Origin of the sequence: Levilactobacillus mulengensis, from assembly GCF_003946045.1 — a bacterium.
GTDB classification, from domain to species: domain Bacteria; phylum Bacillota; class Bacilli; order Lactobacillales; family Lactobacillaceae; genus Levilactobacillus; species Levilactobacillus mulengensis.
In genome coordinates this window covers 1-16897 of sequence record NZ_RHNW01000001.1, presented here as the reverse complement: position 1 = coordinate 16897, position 16897 = coordinate 1, and the positions used below count along the sequence as shown (strand labels likewise).

Annotated in this window: 15 protein-coding genes; 1 reads left to right on the top strand and 14 read right to left on the bottom strand. The window is 51.8% G+C overall.

The window, feature by feature from the left end:
- Positions 1–691 precede the first annotated feature (691 nt).
- The 4 genes from plsX to EKM84_RS00055 form a co-directional block, all read right to left on the bottom strand.
- Complete coding sequence (gene plsX / locus EKM84_RS00070; protein ID WP_125762387.1) at positions 692–1726, bottom strand: phosphate acyltransferase PlsX; 1035 nt, start codon at positions 1724–1726, stop codon at positions 692–694.
- Positions 1727–1742: 16 nt separating this feature from the next.
- Complete coding sequence (gene recG, locus EKM84_RS00065) at positions 1743–3776, bottom strand: ATP-dependent DNA helicase RecG (protein WP_125762385.1); 2034 nt, start codon at positions 3774–3776, stop codon at positions 1743–1745.
- A 73-nt stretch (positions 3777–3849) separates the two neighbouring features.
- Positions 3850–5541 carry a DAK2 domain-containing protein gene (locus tag EKM84_RS00060; RefSeq protein WP_125762383.1) on the bottom strand — a complete coding sequence of 564 codons (1692 nt, stop codon included), beginning with the start codon at positions 5539–5541 and terminating at the stop codon, positions 3850–3852.
- A 32-nt stretch (positions 5542–5573) separates the two neighbouring features.
- Positions 5574–5936 (bottom strand): Asp23/Gls24 family envelope stress response protein, encoded by a 363-nt coding sequence (locus EKM84_RS00055; RefSeq protein WP_061776403.1) that lies wholly within the window; start codon positions 5934–5936, stop codon positions 5574–5576.
- Between the two features lie 233 nt (positions 5937–6169).
- Here EKM84_RS00055 and rpmB point away from each other — a divergent pair, with 233 nt between their 5' ends.
- Complete coding sequence (gene rpmB, locus EKM84_RS00050) at positions 6170–6355, top strand: 50S ribosomal protein L28 (RefSeq protein ID WP_048736175.1); 186 nt, start codon at positions 6170–6172, stop codon at positions 6353–6355.
- Positions 6356–7005: 650 nt separating this feature from the next.
- On the opposite strand, the gene EKM84_RS00045 is transcribed toward rpmB, so the two are convergent.
- The 10 genes from EKM84_RS00045 to EKM84_RS14275 all read right to left on the bottom strand — a co-directional run.
- A complete protein-coding gene (locus EKM84_RS00045; RefSeq protein ID WP_125762381.1) occupies positions 7006–7680 on the bottom strand; it encodes a thiamine diphosphokinase in 675 nt (224 codons plus the stop codon).
- The gene (gene rpe / locus EKM84_RS00040) at positions 7680–8333 is read right to left on the bottom strand and encodes a ribulose-phosphate 3-epimerase (RefSeq protein WP_125762379.1); all 654 of its coding nucleotides are present in this window, start codon (positions 8331–8333) and stop codon (positions 7680–7682) included. Before rpe ends, EKM84_RS00045 begins: the two co-directional genes overlap by 1 nt.
- Before the next feature lie 12 nt (positions 8334–8345).
- Positions 8346–9242, bottom strand: a complete 897-nt coding sequence (gene rsgA, locus EKM84_RS00035; RefSeq protein ID WP_125762377.1) for a ribosome small subunit-dependent GTPase A — start codon at positions 9240–9242, stop codon at positions 8346–8348.
- Between the two features lie 479 nt (positions 9243–9721).
- Entirely contained in the window at positions 9722–10189 is a 468-nt protein-coding gene (locus EKM84_RS00030; RefSeq protein ID WP_404819483.1) for an MFS transporter, read from the bottom strand.
- A 1-nt stretch (position 10190) separates the two neighbouring features.
- The gene (locus tag EKM84_RS00025) at positions 10191–10808 is read right to left on the bottom strand and encodes an MFS transporter (protein WP_125762373.1); all 618 of its coding nucleotides are present in this window, start codon (positions 10806–10808) and stop codon (positions 10191–10193) included.
- Positions 10809–11167: 359 nt separating this feature from the next.
- Positions 11168–13198: a Stk1 family PASTA domain-containing Ser/Thr kinase gene (gene pknB, locus EKM84_RS00020; protein WP_125762371.1), complete on the bottom strand. Its 2031-nt coding sequence runs from the start codon at positions 13196–13198 to the stop codon at positions 11168–11170.
- Positions 13198–13944: a Stp1/IreP family PP2C-type Ser/Thr phosphatase gene (locus tag EKM84_RS00015; RefSeq protein WP_125762369.1), complete on the bottom strand. Its 747-nt coding sequence runs from the start codon at positions 13942–13944 to the stop codon at positions 13198–13200. Before EKM84_RS00015 ends, pknB begins: the two co-directional genes overlap by 1 nt.
- Before the next feature lie 12 nt (positions 13945–13956).
- Positions 13957–15300, bottom strand: a complete 1344-nt coding sequence (gene rsmB, locus EKM84_RS00010; RefSeq protein WP_125762367.1) for a 16S rRNA (cytosine(967)-C(5))-methyltransferase RsmB — start codon at positions 15298–15300, stop codon at positions 13957–13959.
- On the bottom strand, positions 15300–16244 hold the full coding sequence (gene fmt / locus EKM84_RS00005) for a methionyl-tRNA formyltransferase (RefSeq protein WP_125762365.1): 945 nt from the start codon (positions 16242–16244) through the stop codon (positions 15300–15302). Before fmt ends, rsmB begins: the two co-directional genes overlap by 1 nt.
- Positions 16245–16671: 427 nt before the next feature.
- A partial coding sequence (locus EKM84_RS14275) for a hypothetical protein (RefSeq protein WP_225418101.1) occupies positions 16672–16897 on the bottom strand: 226 nt, incomplete at its 5' end.

The window sequence follows — 16897 nt, the reverse complement described above, 5'->3', positions numbered from 1 at the left end:
CCCACGGCTGAGCCCATTTTCACCAGCCCTGCGGCTCACACTCGTTTAACTCGTATCGTACGCGTCCTCGGATTCGTGTTGCCAGGTAATCACCTGACGACTGCTCTCTCGCATCAAGAAAGTTTCCTGACGCGAAGACCTAAACGGGCTAAACCACGCCAAGCCGTAAGGACGTGAAACATGGGCGACACCACCGTCAGTGACCAGAGGCGGATCAAGTTGACCAGCTGTGTCGGTGGTCTTGGCTGAGGTTTCTTACTCAGCCTAGAGCACGGGACGGCCTTTGAGACCGTCTATCAGGCTCAAAGTCGAGGTTCCAGACCGCTTCTTCGGCTGGAAACGTTCCCCACAGCAGGGCAACTTGAATCCACCGCCGGGAACGCCAGCGATGACACCAGTCCATACAATTCCGGCAATCATCTGACATCAAGAGAAGCTCCCGATATGAACACCTAACTGGGCTAAACGACGCTAAGCCGTGAGGGCGAGAAAAATGGGCTCAGCCGGGGGATTTCTTGTTTGACGGTTTAACGTCAAACAAGAAATGGTGACTTTGAGACTCGCTCTTAGAGGCTCAAAGCAAGCCCAGAGACCGCTTTTGGGCTCTGGGCGTCCTGCCCCCAGCGTTCCGGCCCATTTTTCTCGCCCGGTAAGGCGACACAGAGCGCTCCGTTTAGTCCATTATAGGCGTTTACTTCAGGGACTCCTTGAGGGCGCTCATTTGCTCGCCGTGTTCGGCAAAGTAAGTGACTAACTGGTCAGCACTCTTGCTAGCAATCAGTTCATGGATTTGACCAATCGTGTTCTTAACGGTCGGTGCCTTGGTGGAGCCGTGGGTCTTAACGACTGGGGCCTTCAAGCCCAGAAGTACGGCCCCCCCGTATTGGGAGTAGTCCATGGCGCTCCGAACGTTGCGGAAGACCGGCTTCAACATGCTGGCCCCAATTTTACCACCCAGGCCACCGCTCATGATTTCACCCTTGATCAGCTTCAGCATGGACAGCGCGGTGCCTTCGATGGCCTTCAACGTGGCGTTTCCGGTGAACCCATCGGTCACGACCACGTCCGCCGCCCCATTCAGTAATTCACGGGATTCAACGTTGCCGACAAAATTAATTTCGTCCATCGCAGCCAGTGCTTCGTGAATAGCCCGGTGATTCTTATCACCCTTATCCGCTTCCGTCCCGTTATTTAACAGGCCGACGCGGGGCTTTTCCACGTGCATGACGGATTGAGCATAGTACTGGCCCATGATGGCATATTGCACGACGTTAAACGGCTTGGTATCGGCGTTGGCTCCTACGTCCAGCATCACAAAGCTCGATTGGTCTGGCTTTTGCAGGACGGGTAAGGTGGTCGTCAGCCCAGGCCGGTCGATACCCTTGATTCGGCCGACAATCAGCAGGCCGGCAGCCAAGACAGCCCCGGTATTTCCAGCGGAGAAGAAGGCGTCGGCCTCCCCCTCACGGACGGCCGTTGCGGCCAGCACGATGCTGGAATTTTTCTTCCGGCGCACGGCACGAACGGGTTCGTCCTCCATGGCAATCACTTCTGGTGCCGGCATCAATTTGATACGGGTACTGTCCTGTAACAGCGGTTGAACCTTTTCTTCTTGACCGTACAGTAAAAATTCAATGTCTGGGTACGCGTCACGGGCTAATTCGATGCCCTTAACGATTTCAGCGGGCGCATAGTCGCCGCCCATTGCATCTACAGCAATTTTCATGAGTAATCTCCTTTGGCTAATCCATGGTGGTGTTGCGGTGCGCGGTGGTGCTGAGAAACGCTGCCAGAGCCAGGTTATCGTCCTTGTCCGCCCAATTTGGCGAGGCGACGGTTTCTTTAGCGGCCTGTTGCGCCGCGCTTAAAATATTGAGGTCGGCCACGGGATCGCCCACCTTAAAGTCGGGTACCCCGGACTGCTTTCTTCCCAGAATATCACCCGGGCCCCGCAATTCCAAGTCCTTTTGCGACAGCACAAACCCGTCATTGGTACTGGTCATGGTCGTCATTCGTTCGACAGCTAATTGATTTTTGGGGTCAGCAATTAAAATACAAGCCGATGCCCGCGTTCCTCGACCGACCCGGCCCCGTAATTGATGCAATTGGGCCAAACCGAAGTGGTCGGCGTCGTAAATCATCATCAGCGTGGCGTTGGGCACATCGACTCCGACTTCAATCACTGTCGTGGCGACCAACACCTGAAACTCATTGGCCTTGAACGCATCCATGATGGCATTTTTCTCGTCATCTTTCATCCGACCATGCAGCAGGCCTACCTTGTAGGTCGGTTCAAATTCTTCTTTAAATCGTTCGTAAATGGCCTCGGCATTTTTCATGTCGACGGCTTCGGATTCCTCAATCAGGGGCGTGACCACGTAAGCTTGTGAACCCGTGCTCAGCTCCGCCTTGACCTGACGCAGCGTGGCGTCGACCTGATTGCTACGAATCCAGGTGGTCTTGATGGGTTGCCGACCGGCGGGAAGCTCGTTAATGACCGAGACATCCATTTCACCGTACGCGGTAATCGCGAGGGTCCGGGGAATTGGCGTGGCCGTCATGGCCAGCACATCGGGCTGTTGGCCCTTTTCTCGTAACGCCTGGCGTTGGTTGACCCCGAAGCGGTGTTGCTCATCGATCACGGCTAGTCCCAGGTCATGGTAGTCGACCTCGGGCTGAATCAGGGCATGGGTCCCAATCAAGAGGTCCACGCCACCCCGTTTGATTTGCGGCAACAGGGTCTTGCGGGCCGCGGCCTTGGTCGCTCCGGTTAAGAGGGCGACATTGACTGGGAAATCAGCGAACAGCTTGGCCAGGTTATTGGCATGTTGTTCGGCTAAAATTTCGGTCGGGGCCATCAGGGCCGCCTGGGCCCCCGCGGTAATCGCGGCGTACATGGCAATGGCGGCGACGACGGTCTTCCCACTCCCGACATCCCCTTGCAGGAGTCGGTTCATGTGAACCGGTCGTTTCAAATCGAAACAAATTTCATTAACGACTTTCTTTTGCGCCCCGGTCAACTCATAAGGCAGTGAATCGATAAATGCCTTGAGCTTGGCCAAATCGTAGTGTAGCGCCTTGCCATGTAAGGTGTGGTCCTGTTCCCGCACGATTTGTAGACGCAGCTCAAAGAGATAAAACTCCTCAAACTTGGCCGTGCGACGGGCTGCCTGGGCCGCGTTGGCGTCGGCTGGAAAATGCATATCGTGAATCATTTGCTTGCGGTGAAGCAAGCGGTACTGGTCGCGCAAGCCCTCGGGAATCAGGTCGACGATCACCGGCTCATAGGTGTCAAACGCGGATTCAACGAGCTTTTGAATCGTGCCCTGCCGGATTTCCTTGTTGGCCGGGTAAATGGACCCCATGCCGCTGTCGGCACTGGCCAGGATTTTCATCCCCGCCAGGCTCTGCCGTTTGGCATCGAACCGCCCGTAGACCACGATTTCATTACCGACCTCGAGCTTATCTTTTAGCCAGGGTTGGTTGAAAAACGTCACCGGGATGACAGTGTGTTCATCCAGTAACAACCGGAAATTTAACCGATTTTTCTTACGACCGAACCGCGTCAAGACAGCTGCCCCCGCAACCGTTCCCTTTAAGGTGACCTTGGCCTGGTCGGTTAACTCGGCCGGGTCCTTAGCCTGTAAGTCTTCGTAACGGAAGGGAAAGTAGGTCAATAAATCATTAATATTTTCAATGTCGAGACTCTTGAGCGCCTGAACCCGCTTGGGGCCGACCCCTGCTAAGGCGGCGACGCTATCGCTTAAACTTGTCATGTGCTTCCCTCCCGTCACTGGTGATAGCGAAAAAAAGACTGGACCATTAGCCCAATCTTTTTTCGTTTACCGGTTATTCAACCGAAATCAAGAATGGGTAAACCGGTTGGTCCCCTTCATGAACTTCTGTTTCTAAGTCATCATCCAACGCTTCGACCTGTTGTTGCAACTGTTCCGCAACCTCGGCCGTCGTGTCAGAACCGTAAATAATCGTAATAATTTCACTCTCATCATCGAGCATGGCCTTCACCGTGTCGACGGCGGTCTTTAACAGATCGGCGTCGGTCACCTTGATGGTCCCGTCAACGATGCCCATGAAGTTCCCTTCCTTGATATCAAACCCATCAAGTTGGGTATCGCGAATCGCGTGGGTCACTTGACCACTCTTCACGGCGCTCAAGTTATCTTCCATGGCTTCTTGGTTTTCTGCCAATTCAGCGTCTGGATTGTACCCGAGCATCGCCGTCATCCCTTGCGAAACCGTCTTGGAATGGACGATAACGGCTGGAATATCAGCGACCTTAGCGGCTTGTTCAGCGGCTAAGAAAATATTTTTGTTGTTTGGCAACACAATGGCCCGTTTAGCTTGGCTCTGGTTGATGGCATCCACGATATCCTGCGTACTTGGATTCATGGTTTGCCCACCGTTGACCACGTGGGTCACGCCTAAGCTCTTGAACAACGTCCCAAGGCCTTCGCCGGCGGCAATCGCAATGATGGCCGTGTCGGCAGGGGCTTCGTCGGTTGCTGTGGCCACCGGAGCGGCCCCAGTTTCTTCATCGTGCTCCATGATGGTTTCCTGTTGCATCCGCATGTTATCAACCTTGACCTTGGCTAAATCACCAAATTCTTGGCCCCAGGCAATAACTTTACCAGGATGTTCCGTGTGAACGTGAACTTTGACGATTTCTTCATCATTCACGACCAACAGGGAATCCCCTAAATCAGCGAGATACTTGTAGAAGGTATCGTAATCAAAGTCGTGGTCAACTTGTTTCCCACGGCCGATACGTACCATGATTTCAGTACAGTAACCATACTTGATGCTGTTAGGATCTAATTTTCCTTGCACACTCTGATGGTGCGCAGCGTCAATCATTTCGTCCATTTCAGCATCGTCTGGCTTGTAGTCGCCCTCTTCAGCGACACGGCCGTTTAGGGAGTCGTTAAAGGCTTCCAGTACAAAAGTCAACCCTTGACCACCGGAGTCCACCACGCCCACCTGCTTCAAGACAGGCAGTAAGTCTGGTGTGGTTGCCAAAGCAGCCTTGGCCGCCTCAAAGACAGCGTCCATCACAGCTAAGACGTCATCGGACTCCTTAGCCGTGTTTAAGCCCGCCTGAGCACCCTCACGAACAACGGTCAGGATAGTTCCCTCCGTTGGCTTCATAACGGCCTTGTAGGCGGTCTCTGCGCCGGCTGCGAAGCCATCGGCCAAATCTTGGGCCGTCAGCGTTTGCTTGTCAGCTAACTTTTTGGAAAAGCCACGGAAAATTTGGGACAGGATCACACCGGAGTTGCCCCGGGCGCCCATCAGTAAGCCCTTGGCCAAAGCCACGGCCAGGACACCGACCGCCGTGCTATCAGCATCGCGTTCGTACTTGGCCCCACTTTGTAACGACAGGCTCATGTTGGTCCCAGTGTCCCCATCAGGAACTGGGAAGACGTTCAATGAATTAATAAAATCAGCGTTTTGGTTTAGCTTTTGCGAGGCGGCTTGGACCATCTTACCAAACTCAAGATTAGTAATTTCTGTTACTTTCAACTAAGTTTCCTCCTTGATTTCAGTACGACTGGCTAATCAGCCAATACCCGCACCCCTTGTACGATGACGTTCACTGAGTTTGCGGTAACCCCCAGCATTGTTTCTAGGTTATATTTAACTTTAGACTGGACGCTGCGTGAAACTTCGGAAATCTTAGTTCCGTAGCTGGCAATCACGTACACGTCAATGGCAACCCCGTTCTCTTCTTGGCGAACGACGACCCCGCGGGCATAATTCTCCCGCCGTAAAATATCGTTAACGTTGTCACGAATCTGATTCTTACTTGCCATGCCCACGACACCATAGTTATCAGTCGCGGCGCCCCCAACAACGGTCGCAATCACTTCATTGGTAATATCAATTGTTCCGTACTGAGTTTTAATCTTTACGGCCATGGAAATAGCCTCCTTGTCTGGATATAGAATCTTTAACAGAAATTAATCTTACCACAACCTAAGCAAAAATAGAAATAGGAACACCGAAATGCTTGTTCTTACGGTAAATAAGTGTCAAGTAAATTTCCTTGAAAGAAAACATTGCTTTCCACAAAATTGTATGGTAAATTATTCAGGTGAGTAAAAAGCACTGCTTTTTAAAAGTAATGAATCCATAAAGGAGGGTTTACGCCATGGCAAAGGATTTTCTCAACGGCAAGCGGACGCGCTTCGGTAACAAGCGTTCTCACGCTTTGAATTCAAGTCGTCGCGCTTGGAAGCCGAACTTACAAAAGGTTCGCATCTTAGTGGACGGTAAGCCGAAAAAAGTCTGGATTTCAGCTCGGACTTTGAAGTCAGGTAAGGTCACTCGTGTCTAGTTTCTAGATATGACTAATCTTGAAAGCACTAATCAGCAGTCGCTGGTTGGTGCTTTTTTATTTCATTTTTTTCGTATCTAGTCCCTCACTGATTGGATTCATTAACAATTGCTTCTATATGATAGTTTACCATTGTTCGGTTGAGTGAAACAGGGATTACCTTTGCTGGCCCGCAGTGACGCCTCTTGGCAAAACAGACTTATTAGAAGTGTCCTAAAATCAAACTCGGAGGTTTAAGACTGTTTCTCAAAGCCTCCTCGACGCGGACGGTTGCCCTCACCCGCTCATCAAGCTGGGTTGTCTTAAAATTTTTTCAAAATAAATACGACACACGAAATTCTTTTTACAGAATTTTGTGTGTCGTATTTTTCATTTCTAGTAAAAGGATAACACCCGTCTCAGACCAGTAACACACTAGAGAGTTAGCTGAAAAACTAGTGCAAGCCACAGGACGGGTGAAAATGGGGCCAGTCGTGGGAATTCTCTAAATGGCGATAGCCATTTAGGGAATTGGTCACTTTGCGACTCGTCTTATGAGGCGCAAAGGAAGCCAGGAGACCGTCCTTTGGCTCCGGGCGTCCGCCCACAACGAACCGCTCCCATTTTCACCCGTCCGGAGACGCTGAACCCGCTAGCTGTTCAGCTAACGCTTACTCGTGCCGCGCCTCGTAGGTGTCACAGCTTTGGATGACGCAGAGCACGCCCGTGTCAAACTGAAATTCCCCGGTGTCGCCGACAAACTCGTTGCTGGCAAAGGAAATCGGGTACGGAATCGGTTCGTCATGGAGCTGATACTTCTCATCGATCAAGCTGAGATGGTCGATGGGCGTCAATGGCACAAAGGCCAGGTAATTCTTGTCGGGTTCCTTCTGCAACGTGTAGTGACCCGGTAAATAGTACGTAATCGTATTCTGTTTATCAATCAACCGAATGCGACTCGCATACAACTTGTACTGCGGTTCCAACACGATAAAGAGGTTCGCCAAAAAGTGATCTAACCGACCGCCCGTCGCCCCATAAATGTCGACGTTGTCGGCCCCGTAATCCCCAAAGGCCACGGAGACCGCCATCTGCGTATCGGTAAAATCCTTTTCGGGCTGCGACTGCCGAATGTCTTTGACATTGCGCCGCACCCGTTGTAACTCCGGTGCCGCCAGGGAATCAAAGTCCCCAATGGCCGCCACCGGCTGCACATTGTGATCGATTAACCGTAAAGTCCCCCGATCAACGCCAATCCAGGGGCCAACGATTTTCTCAGTGAGGTCTGCCGGCCAATTAGCCTTGGGACCCCCCACTAACAGATTAAACGTTCCGCCCCGGGGCATTATTTTGTCGCGTCCTTCAGGGCTTGAATCCGGGCAGCTGGGTCTTCGGCGTTGAAGACGTATGAACCAGCAACCGCAACCGTAGCACCAGCCTTGGCACAGTCCACAACGGTTTGGTTGTTGACCCCACCATCGACTTCGATATCAAAGTCGTAGCCCTTGGCCTTCTTGATGGCATCCAATTCAGCAATCTTAGCAACCGTGCTGTGTAAGAACTTCTGACCACCAAAGCCAGGGTTGACCGTCATCACCAGCACTTGGCCGACCATGTCCAGAACGGGTTCGATCATGGAAACGGGCGTCCCCGGGTTGATGACAACTTCTGGCGTTGCACCGGCGTTTTGAATCATTTGTAAGGCCCGGTGAATGTGTGGCGTTGCTTCAACGTGGACACCAATGATGTCGGCACCAGCCTTGGCAAAGTCTTCAACGTAACGTTCTGGGTTTTGGACCATCATGTGAACGTCTAAGACCATCTTTGTGATTGGCCGAATTGCCTTGACCCAACCGGGACCGTAAGACAGGGCTGGGACGAAGCTACCATCCATGATGTCGATGTGTAAGACTTCAGCACCGGCTTGGTCGACCTTTTCAATGTCTGGTTGGAGGTTCACGTAATCTGCACTTAAAATTGAAGGCGCTACTTTAATCATAAAATCTCTTCCTCATTTCTTCTTGTTATAAATTGGTTTTTGATTCTTTAACAACGTAAGTAATTGTAAATAATTATCGTACCGACTCTGCAGGAAGTCCCCGTTCGCCAATCCGGCCTTAACGGCACAGCCCGGCTCATTAACGTGAACACACCCACGGAACCGACAGTCACTCGCCACGTTCAAAAATTCCGGGAAGTAGTGACACAGGTCACGATAATCGATCGTCAACGTCTCATACGAGGAGAACCCTGGCGTATCAGCCACTAGGCCCCCCGCAATCGGCATCAGACTCACCTTCCGCGTGGTATGTTTCCCCCGGTTTAACGCGGTTGAGATTTCTCCCGTCGCTAACGCCAGGTCCGGCGAAATGTGATTCAACAGAGTGGATTTTCCCGCCCCGGTCTGACCCATGATGACGGTCTCTTGGCCCTTTAACGTGGCCTTGAGTTGGTCAAGCCCCGCTTTGGCAAACGGTTCTCGCGTCAAACAAACTGTGTACCCAATCTTCCGGTAACCGGCCGCCAGGGTTTCAAACTCCTGGTAGCGGGCATCGTCGATCAAGTCGGTCTTCGTGAAGTAAATCACGGGAGTAATGTCACTGACCTCTAGCGCAATCAGTTGGCGATCCAGTAGGCCAGTCGAAAACTCAGGTGACGCCACGGCCGTAACCACAACGCCCTGATCAACGTTGGCAACGGGTGGCCGCGTTAATTCGTTGTCCCGCGGTAAAATCTCCAGCACATAACCTTCCTTAGGCGACGTACTTTCAAAGGTTACCCGGTCGCCCACGAGCGGCGTGATCTTGCGTTTCCGAAAGTTTCCCCGTGCGCGCGTCCGGTAAGTTTGGCCCTCACTGTAGATATCATAAAAGCCACTGAGTGATTGACGAATCTGTCCTTCTGACATGCAGCACCTCCTTTAAACTCTTTCCTTTCAGTTTACACTAATTTGCAGTTCGGCACTAGTTTTCCTGCAGATTGTGTTAGTTCAATTGTCCGCAAGACTAAAAATGTGTGGTGAATGACAACCGTTCCCGCCAGCAGGCTCAAGCGGTCCTACTGTGGGGAACGGTGTCAGCCTGAGGTACGGTCTGCCACCTCGCCTGGAAGCCTGGAAAACCACCAGTCTCCCAGGTCGTCCCGTGTTCTAGACTGAGCAGCCCACTCAGTCTAGAACACTGACACAGCTGTTCACCTTGACCCGCCTCTGGTCACTGACATGGACCCCGTATTTTTCACTATCCTGACAGCGAACACAATCTTTCGCTAAGCAACGCCTACCCAAAATATCCAAGCCAAGAAACAATCGCCGTGCAATCGTGCCTGTTTCCAGGGGCGATTCACCAACTAGCTAATCGCTGAGTTGGCTCGCTTCATCGTCTTCATCTACCTATCAGGACTAACATTTCGTTTATCAAAGATTAACGTAGTCATACCAACAATCAACAAAGCGATTGCCGTTAAATAGGCAAAATCAGGCGACACCGAATTGTAAAGAACGACAAGTCCAACACTTCCAATGGGCACAGCAGCTGTGACTAACGACCCCAAAGTTCCAACGACTGTACCAACAATCTTTTCATCCGCGGCTTCTATGATTTGAGCATACAATTTAGGATTTAATTTTGCTAAACCAAAAGATGTCAGAAATACCGTGAAAAGAACGAACCAATAATTCTGTATCAGTAAAAAGTTGCTGAACAAGAATATCAACAATCCAATATCTAAAATCATCAGACACTTGAAGGATAAACAATCTATCCACCTAATTTTACAAAGACTCCCAAAAATCGTTCCCAAAATAAAACAGGTATTGATTAGCAGAATTTCGAGACTGAACGGTAAGCTAGTCAATTCATGATGATGCCGACGTCATTTCAGTAGTTTTAACCACTAATCTATTCTGATCAAGTTTTAAAATTAAAGCTGCAACAAGAAATGTTCCCGCATTAATAAACGCTGCAATTGCGTAGTCATGTGACAACGCAATCACCGTAATCCCTAAAGACTGGCCAACAGGTTGTAACAAAGAAGCAATGCTTTGATTTAAACCTAGGACCTGCTGCCGCTCCCCTTTTGGTACCTTTTCTTTAATAATTGGCAATCGAAGACTGCTACTGTACTGTCCCAAGCAATGTGAGATAATATCAACCGCAATCACAACCCCGAAGACCCAAAGTGTTTTTCTCGTAATAACACAGCCTAAAAGCACATAGAGTCCAGACTGCACCAACTTGGCATAAATTAATGCTCGTGCTTTGTTACGGGAAAAATCAGCTAAACGCCCCGTTAGAATCCCTAATGTTCCTGGAATAATAACACTGATTGATACAATTGAAACCATCAACGTAGGCTGTGCCATCTGCTTGGCATACATTAGTAAAATAATATTAAAAAGACTGACGCCAATCGTTTCAGCAATGTTTGCCGTAGAGAGGGTCAACACAGCCCTATTCTTTAAAATATTTCTCATGTCTCCCCGTCCTCACTCTTAACCTCATACCAGACGTAACTATCTCTTATGATGAATTTATTAATAACGGAGTGATGGTACCGCTACATTTTCCCTTCGAAAATGGTGATGTTATAGATTGGGATGTCCAATCGTCAAAAATCATCTTGTATTATCACAGTACCCTATTTTAGAAAAAAACGAACAGATTACTCTTCCTAAATGCACTGAACTAAAAAACGTTTTCGTAGCCGCCAATTCCTTGACGATTACGAAAACGTTTTTTGTTTGAAAATTAATCATCCAATAACCTTGCTTGGCACTCCGAATTACCTGAGCGAAACAATCTAACCACCCGGTAAGGCGACCAACAACGTGCATTAGTTCTTGGTGACGTGGCTGTCGGAAGCGATGACGTGGCCGTCTCTGACCACCTTATACGCCCCCGCCTTGCCAGATGCCACGGTGAATGGCAACGTTACGCTGGTATCCGCCGTGATCGTCATCTGCTTGTAGATGGTGCTCAGCGAGTGATCCTGGTCCTTCAGATAGATCTGAACCAGGTTCGACGCCGACGAGCTACTGCTACTGCTGCTCTCATCGCTGTCGTCGCTTTCACTCTCGCTGTCGCTATTATCAAACGGAATCTTCACGTTCACGCTGAACTGATCGACGCTGGAGCTACTCTCGCTCTCTGCGCCCCGTGACAGGGTCAAGGTGACCTCATCGCCCTCTCGCACGACAGCACCCTCACCAGGAGACTGCTTGATCACGCGGCCCTTGGCGACGTCACTGGAGTAGGCGTAGTCAAACGCCAAGTTCAGGTTGTGGTTGGTCGCGTAGCCCTGGGCTTGGGCCTTGGTCTTGTCCGTCAGGTCCGCCAACGTCACGGTCGCCGAGCCGGTCGACACCGTGAAGGTTATGTCCGTCCGTGACGGCACGACCCGTTCGCCAGCGGTCACGCTCTGTTGCATGATTTTGCCGGCTGGCACGCTGGTTGAATGCACGGACTCCCGATGAACGGTAAAGCCCAGAGCCTCCAACTTGGCGGCGGTGCTGGCGTACGAATCACCCTGGTAATTGGCCAGTTTGTAGCGCTTCGGACCCGTGCTGATCCACAGGTCCACGACCGTCTCGCGTTTGAGCTGGGTCCCAGACCGGGGTTCCGTTCGGACGACGCGGTTCACTTTGACCTTGGAACTGGCTGTCTTGTGAACCTTGCCGACGCTCAGATAGGCGTCCTGCAACCGCGACTCAGCCACGTTTTCGGTCCGTCCGGTCACGTCGGGTACACTGGTCATCTGCGGCCGGAAGAGCGCCATGCCAATCAGAATACCGGCGACCAGCAGAAGCACGACAAGGCCGGCCAGCAGAAATTTACGCCGCCGCGGATGCCGGGTCTTCTTGCGGCCCTTCTTATCTTTTTTCTGCGGCGTTTTCTCGTCATCGGCCTTGGCCGCTGGCTTGGAGTCCGCCTTCGTGGCCGCTTCAGCCGCAACGGGTGCGGCCGAGTTCAGCGCGCTGAGGGGCAAGACCTTAGTCTCCCCATCATCGTCCTGAACCGGCGTAAATTTGCGTTCACCCGCCCGCTTGGGGGACAGCGATGTTTTCAAATCGGCTGCCATACTCGCGGCATCGACGTACCGGTCTTCCGGGCGCTTGGACGTGGCCTTGAGAACCACATTTTCCAAGGCTTGCGGAATCCGTGGGTCAATCTCGCGGACGGACGGAATCTCCGATTGGAAATGCTTCAAGGCAATGGAGACGGCGGTTTCACCCTCGAAGGGTACCGTTCCCGTTAACAGTTCGTACAAAATGATACCGAGCGAATAGATGTCGGACTTCTTGGTCGCCATCCCCCCACGCGCCTGTTCCGGTGACAAATAGTGCACCGAACCCAGGACCGTGTTGGTCTGCGTCAAACTGTGTTCCGACAAAGCCACGGCAATCCCAAAGTCGGTAATTTTCGCGACCTTATTTTGATCGATCAAAATGTTTTGTGGTTTCAGATCCCGATGAATAATGTTATGCTCGTGGGCCGTTTGGACCGCACTCAGGATCTGTTCCATGATCTGAATCACTTCTTGATAGGCAATGGGAAAGTGGTCCTTGATGTACGCCTTGAGGTCGGTTCCCTCGACGTACTCCATGACCAGATACTGCATCCCATTTTCCTCGCCCACGTCATAGACCTGAACGATGTTCGGATTGACCAGCTCGGTCGCCGCCAACGCCTCGCGCTGGAACCGGCGAATCGTGCTGGGATCATCCCGCAAATCTAACCGTAATAACTTCACGGAGACGTCCCGGTCTAAAATCAGATCGTGAGCCAAATAAACGTTGGCCATGCCACCTTCGCCCAATGCCCGGACGATGCGGTAGCGGCCGCTCAGCGTATACCCCGTCCGCATTAGCCAGCCACCTCCCGTGAGAAGTTGGTCAGCAGGAGAACGGTGATGTTGTCCAGCCCGCCAGCGGCATTGGCCATGTCGATCAGCTGATCACATTTTTCCTTAGGCGTCTGGTCACTGGTCAGGACGGCCTGAATCTGATGGTCATCCACCATGTTGGTCAGCCCATCGGTGCACAGCAAGAGCTGATCTCCCAAGACTAACGGATACGTGTTGAGATCAAAGCGCGCATCGTCCGAAATCCCTAGTGACCGAATGATCACGTTCTTCTGGGGATGGTGACGCGCGGCCTGACGGCTAATTTCACCGCGTTTGACCAGCTCGTTGACCAGCGAATGGTCCTCGGTCAGTTGTCGCAGCTCATTGTCTCGCATCAGGTAGGCCCGTGAATCACCAATGTTAGCGATGACGACCTCCTCCGTGAAATACAGAGCGGCTACTAGCGTCGTGCCCATCCCGTTCAAATCGGCGAACTGGTTGGACTTGTCAATAATTGATTGGTTCTCCGCGGTAATCTCCGTGGCAATCCACTGACGCGCTGCGGCCGGCGTGGTTAACTTGGTCTGTTCAAACTCGTGGCCCAGGTGGGAAACCGCCATGGCACTGGCGACGTCGCCACCCTGATGGCCACCGATACCGTCGGCGATGATGGCGAGATGTTTCCCTGCCTGGTTCGTGAACACATCCACGTAGTCTTCATTATCATTGCGTTGTTTTCCAATTGACGTGCGGTATGCCACTTCCATGGCTGGTCACCTCTACTTCTTTTTCCGGAAGGCACTGACGAAGAACCCGTCAGAGTCGAAATCATCTGGGTAGATGTTCAACGTATCCGTGTCCCGGTCGCCCTTAACGTTTAATTTTGTGGTTACCCGCATGGACTCGAAGTCGGGATGAGCCGCCAAGAACTTCGCTGCCACGTCCGCGTTTTCCGTGTCCAAAATGGTGCAGGTACTGTAAACCAAAATCCCATTTGGCTTTAACTTTTGACTCACGACGTCCAAGATACCCAGCTGAACCTTTTGCAGTTGTTGGATGTCTTGCGGCGTCTTTTCATAACGAATTTCTGGTTTCCGCCGAATCAGGCCCAGTCCAGAACAAGGGGCATCGACTAAGATGCGGTCAAATTCCTTGTGGGGGAACCGGTCGTCAATGTTACGGGCGTCTAAGGCCACGGCATCGACACGGTCGGCCACGTGCATCCGTTCGGCATTTCTGTCGATCAGATCGACCTTCTTGGGATGTAGATCCAAGGCCGTGACTTTCCCACCGGAATGGGCGTCCAGCAGTGCAGCAATCTGGGTCGTCTTGCCCCCAGGTGCGGCACAAGCATCGAGCACTTGGTCCCCAGGACGGACCTGTAAGGCCTCGACGGGTAACATCGCACTCTCATCTTGGATCGTCAGCTCCCCAGTTTCAAAGACATTGCTTTGGTTAGCTGCCTTATCGTCCAAACGGAAGGCATCGGCGGCAACCACGCTAGGCGTCACTGTGTAACCCTGGTCCTGTAAGGATTGTTCAACCTCTTCGGTCGTGGCCACTGCGGTGTTGACCCGCACGGACTGCGCGGCCGGTTGGTTGATCGTTTCTAAAATGCTGACGGCCTTGTCATCGCCAACCTGCTTTTGAATCGCGGTGACCAACCATTCTGGCACGGAGTATTCCAGGCTCAAGCGTTTCGTTGGGTCTTCAATTTTGCTCAAATCGGGCAAGCCTTGGCGGTCCATGGCGTGTAAGACCCCGGTCACAAAGCGCCGAATGCCTTCGTGGCCCCGGTCCTTGGCCAATTGAATGGCTTCGTTAAAGATGGCTCGCTTAGGAACCCGGTCCAAATATAATTCTTGGTATAACGCCACCAGCAAGGTCATTTTGACCCAAGGCAAGACCTTCTGGTTGGGCTTGATGAAGCCTTCCAGGTAGTATTCCAACGTTAATTGGTGTTGGATCGTTCCGTAAACCAGGTTGGTCACAAAGCGCCGGTCGACGTCACTCAAATTGTTATTTTCTAAGGTTTGTTCCAATTGTAAGTTTGAGTAAGCCCCATTGGATACTCGTGTCAGTGCTTCAACCGCTAAAGCCCGCGGTGTATTATTTTTTGTCATTATTCAGCCACCTGTTCGCCTATTGTCAGTGCGTCGCTCGTCCCGTTCAAGAAGTCCGTGATACTTAGCTTGGGCTTCCCGGCCGGTTGAATCTCGTCAAGGCCTAAGACCCCGTGTTCTCCCGTGGCAATCGCCAGGTGGTGCTTGTCATGGCTGACCAAGGCGCCCGGTTGTAAGTCGGTCGTCTCGTCCAGCACGGTCACTTGCCACAACTTCGTCCGCACACCGTTTAAGTAGATATGGGCGATAGGCGCTGGCCGTAATGCCCGGACCTTGCAGTCAATCAAATGGGCACTCAGGTTTAAATCGATCCGTTCTTCATCGGACTTGATGGTTGGTGAGAACGTGACCTTGGATTCATCCTGAGGGACCGGCGTGATTTCACCAGCCAGTAACTTTGGTAAGGTCTCCAGCAGTAAATCGCGGCCCAGCAAACTCAGCTTGTCAAACATGGACCCCACGTCATCTTGATCCGTGATTGGCATGGCCTGTTGGGCCAAAACCGCACCGGCATCCATTTTCTTTTCCATGAACATGATGGAAACCCCGGTCTCCTTGTCACCATTCATGATGGCATAGTGAACGGGCGCGCCACCGCGGTACTTGGGCAGTAAGGAGGCGTGAACGTTGACCGCCGCTACCTTGGCCGCCTTAAGTAACTTGGTTGGCAAAAATTGGCCAAAGGCCGCCGTCACAATTAAGTCCGGAGCTAATTCAATGGCCCGCGCCATCTCATCACTGCCGGAAATCTTTTGCGGTTGAAGGACTTCGATGCCATTTTCAACGGCGACCTGCTTAACGGGGGATGCCGTTAACACGTGTTTCCGCCCAACTTTACGGTCCGGTTGGGTCACAACGGCTAAAACGTCATAGCCGTTCTTGATTAAACTACTGAGGATGGGTGCCGAAAAGGCCGGCGTGCCCATGAAGATTACTGAAGTCATGCAATGCACCATACTTTCTGTTTTAACATTTGGTTTGATTTTTAACTGGTTATGCTTGTGTTTAATTTGCCTTATTGGCCGACTAAATGGCGGGTGACTGCCGTTCCCGGCGGCGGATTCAAGGTGCCCTGCTGTGGGGCCCGGCTCCAGCCTGAGAAGCGGGCTTCCACCTCGCCTTGAAACCTCGCTAACCCCCGCGAGTTTCCAAGGTCGTCCCATGTTCTAAGCTGAGAAATTCACTCAGCTAAGAACATCGACACAGCTGGTCATCTTGATCCGCCTCTGGTCACTTAGACTGACTCGTGCAATTTCTTTGAGTCAATCAATCACTGGCTAGAACTGTTAATTCAACGCTAATCCAATTGAAAGATGAGTTACTCGAATCAGAGACAATCCATTCATCAAACAATTGAAGACCGCGGACAAATCAGGCAACCTCCCCACTGATCAGAATCAACTGACACTGCTGTAGGGTTAACGCCGTGTCAGCCGCAGGGCTGGTGAAAATGGGCTCAGCCGTGGGAGTTGCCTTAGCGGGTTTCCCGCTTAGGCAACTGCTATCTTTGAGACGCGCTTTCAGCGGCTCAAAGTAAGTCTGGAGACCGCCCTTCGGCTCCAGACGTGCGCCCACAGCGTCACGGCCCATTTTCACC

Bases quoted from the DNA above. Each gene is read 5' to 3' on its own strand.
- plsX (WP_125762387.1), bottom strand. From the start codon at position 1,726: ATGAAAATTGCTGTAGATGCAATGGGCGGCGACTATGCGCCCGCTGAA.
- recG (WP_125762385.1), bottom strand. From the start codon at position 3,776: ATGACAAGTTTAAGCGATAGCGTCGCCGCCTTAGCAGGGGTCGGCCCC.
- EKM84_RS00055 (WP_061776403.1), bottom strand. From the start codon at position 5,936: ATGGCCGTAAAGATTAAAACTCAGTACGGAACAATTGATATTACCAAT.
- rpmB (WP_048736175.1), top strand. From the start codon at position 6,170: ATGGCAAAGGATTTTCTCAACGGCAAGCGGACGCGCTTCGGTAACAAG.
- EKM84_RS00045 (WP_125762381.1), bottom strand. From the start codon at position 7,680: ATGCCCCGGGGCGGAACGTTTAATCTGTTAGTGGGGGGTCCCAAGGCT.
- rpe (WP_125762379.1), bottom strand. From the start codon at position 8,333: ATGATTAAAGTAGCGCCTTCAATTTTAAGTGCAGATTACGTGAACCTC.
- rsgA (WP_125762377.1), bottom strand. From the start codon at position 9,242: ATGTCAGAAGGACAGATTCGTCAATCACTCAGTGGCTTTTATGATATC.
- EKM84_RS00025 (WP_125762373.1), bottom strand. From the start codon at position 10,808: ATGAGAAATATTTTAAAGAATAGGGCTGTGTTGACCCTCTCTACGGCA.
- pknB (WP_125762371.1), bottom strand. From the start codon at position 13,198: ATGCGGACGGGGTATACGCTGAGCGGCCGCTACCGCATCGTCCGGGCA.
- EKM84_RS00015 (WP_125762369.1), bottom strand. From the start codon at position 13,944: ATGGAAGTGGCATACCGCACGTCAATTGGAAAACAACGCAATGATAAT.
- rsmB (WP_125762367.1), bottom strand. From the start codon at position 15,300: ATGACAAAAAATAATACACCGCGGGCTTTAGCGGTTGAAGCACTGACA.
- fmt (WP_125762365.1), bottom strand. From the start codon at position 16,244: ATGACTTCAGTAATCTTCATGGGCACGCCGGCCTTTTCGGCACCCATC.